The sequence below is a fragment of the Streptomyces sp. NPDC054841 genome (genome assembly GCF_053611045.1).
In genome coordinates this window covers 1-2,524 of sequence record NZ_JBSGZO010000766.1, presented here as the reverse complement: position 1 = coordinate 2,524, position 2,524 = coordinate 1, and the positions used below count along the sequence as shown (strand labels likewise).

At 70.5% G+C, this 2,524-nt stretch carries 3 protein-coding genes; 2 read left to right on the top strand and 1 reads right to left on the bottom strand.

The window, feature by feature from the left end; translation table 11 throughout:
• Positions 1 to 1,052 (top strand): glycosyltransferase (locus ACWGI8_RS42960; protein ID WP_453668900.1); only part of this gene is annotated, 1,052 nt, incomplete at its 5' end.
• A gap of 182 nt (positions 1,053 to 1,234) precedes the next feature.
• Positions 1,235 to 1,690, top strand: a complete 456-nt coding sequence (locus ACWGI8_RS42955) for an N-acetyltransferase family protein (RefSeq protein WP_453668901.1) — start codon at positions 1,235 to 1,237, stop codon at positions 1,688 to 1,690.
• 20 nt (positions 1,691 to 1,710) lie between these two features.
• Here ACWGI8_RS42955 and ACWGI8_RS42950 read toward each other — a convergent pair whose 3' ends face one another.
• On the bottom strand, positions 1,711 to 2,241 hold the full coding sequence (locus ACWGI8_RS42950; protein WP_453668899.1) for a cupin domain-containing protein: 531 nt from the start codon (positions 2,239 to 2,241) through the stop codon (positions 1,711 to 1,713).
• Positions 2,242 to 2,524: the final 283 nt, after the last annotated feature.

Genomic DNA, 2,524 nt, shown 5'->3' with positions numbered 1-2,524 from the left:
TGGTCGCCGGCACGAAGCCACCGACGGCGGAAGACGCGTTCCGGCTCGCCCCCGAGCTGGTCGCCGCGCGGTTCGACAGGCTCACCGCGGCGGCCGAGGGATGTGACGCGCTGCTGGCAACCGGCCTGATGCCGGCCGGCGCGCGGGACGTTGCCGAGAAACTGGGCATCCGCTACGTGTACGCGTGCTTCCACATCTTTGGACTGCCGTCGCGGCACTTCCCTCCGGGGGCGCGGCCGGGCAAGCAGTCCCCGCAGGGCGAGACCGACAAACGGGTGCTGTGGGAGCAGGACGCCCAGAGGGTGAACGCGCTGTACGGCGAGGCGCTCAACAGCCACCGGGCGTCGATCGGCCTGCCACCGGTGGACAACGTCCGTGACCACGTCTTCACCGACCAGCCGTGGCTCGCGGCGGACCCGACCCTGGGGCCGTGGCGGGAGTTGACGGATCTCGACGTGGTGCAGACCGGGGCGTGGATCCTGCCCGACGAGCGCCCGCTGCCGGCCGAGTTGACGGCGTTCCTGGACGCCGGCGCACCGCCGGTTTACGTGGGCTTCGGCAGCATGCCCATGCGCGCCTCGACGGACGTCGCCCGGGTGGCCATCGATGCGGTCCGCGCGCAGGGCCGCCGCATACTCGTCTCCCGCGGCTGGGCCGACCTGGCTCTGATCGACGACCAGGACGACTGCTTTGTCGTCGGCGAGGTCAACCAGCAGGCTCTGTTCGGCCGGGTGGCCGCCGTCGTGCATCACGGCGGCGCGGGCACCACGACGACAGCAGCCCGGGCCGGCGCGCCTCAGGTGGTGGTACCCCAGATCGTGGACCAGCCGTACTGGGCCGGCCGGGTGGCCGACCTGGGCATCGGCACGGCACACGACGGTCCGACCCCGACCACCGAGTCCCTGTCAGAGGCGCTCAGGACGGCCCTGACCCCCGAGACCCGCGCGCGAGCGAGAGCCGTGGCCGGCACGATCCGCACCGACGGGGCGACGGTGGCCGCGAAGCTGCTGCTCGACGGGCTCAGCCGAGAAAGGCCGCCAGTGTCTGCGTGAGCCGTGCGGGATCCTGACAACGGTGGTGCGCGATTGGGCCGTTGTGTGCCTGGTTGATGAATGATCTTGCTGCGTCTGTGGTGGCAGCGGGCCATTGAGATACTCCAGCCATGAACACGAATGCGAGGGCGGACGGGATACGGGCGGGTCGGCCGGCGGCGGAGAGCGGGGCGGGCCCTCCCATGGAATGGGCGCTGCGTTCCGCAGCGCCGGGGGATGTCGAGGCGATCGCGGAGCTGCGGGCCATGGTGATGCGCCCGGACCTGGAGCGGTTGGGGCGGTTCGACGAGCATCGGGTCCGGCAGCGGCTGCGGGATTCCTTCTCCCCGCAGCACACGTCGGTCATCGTGGCCGATGGCGCCTTCGCCGGCTGCGTCACGGTGCGCCCGGCCGAGGGCGGACGGTGGCTGGAACATTTCTATCTCGTACCGGGCCTGCAGGGCCGGGGGCTCGGATCGGCTGTGCTACGGACGCTGCTGGAGCGGATCGATACCGACGGCGTGCTCGTCCGCCTGAATGTCCTGCAGGGCAGCGCCGCCCGGCGGTTGTACGAGCGCCACGGGTTCACCGTGGAGGTTCAGGACCCGATCGACGTCTACATGGCGCGACGGCCGGGTGCGGGCGCCCTCGGAACGTGAAGAGGCAGGCCGGGTTCTTGTCACCCTGGTCCACAGCCGGTTGTCCCGTGAGCCAGGCCGGAGGGCTTGTCCGGGGAAACCGGGTGGGAGCTGGTCCGGTGACGGCTGCGGAATTCGGCCAGCAGCTCGTCGGTCACCTCGGCCCCGGCGCTCACGGCGGCGTGGACGTCGCGGAAGTAGTTTTCGTAGCCGGCGGGGGTGTAGAGGCACAGGGCGCGTGCGGGGACCGGGCCCGCGTTGCGGAAGCCGTGCGGGGTGCCGCGGGTGGCGGCGAGCAGATGTCCGGGTCCGGCCGTCACCTCACCGTCACCGGTGTGGAGCGTCAACTCGCCCTCAAGAACGTAGAAGTACTCGTCGTGTCCGTCGTGCACGTGTGGCCTGGCACCAATGGTGCCGGGGGCGAGGCTGAACTCCTCGAAGGCGAAGCGGCCGCCCGTGTGCTCGCTGGTGAGCCGGAAGAAGTGCGCGACACCGGCGACGTCTATGAGTTCACCGTCCTCGGGGCGGCGCAGCAGCGGACGGTCGGGAGTGCGGGCCTGATGATCAGTCATAAGGGCATTGTGGCCCAGAGACCGTCCGGCGAGTCGTGAGCGGAGCCAGAGACGTACGGCAGCAACGGTCATGGTGCCGTGGAAGACATGCGAACGCTTGCCGAAGCGGGCGCGGGGCCTTGAGGGTCTGCCCGGTGGACTCGCCGGGCAAGCCTGATCCGCCGCACAGCCCCTAGTGTCCTGAGTCGGGAGTTCTGTTCAGATGTGTAGGCTTGGTCTATGGCGCGGACGGGGCGGCCGAAGGCCGAGTTGACGTTGTCGGATGAGGAGCGGGCCGCACTGG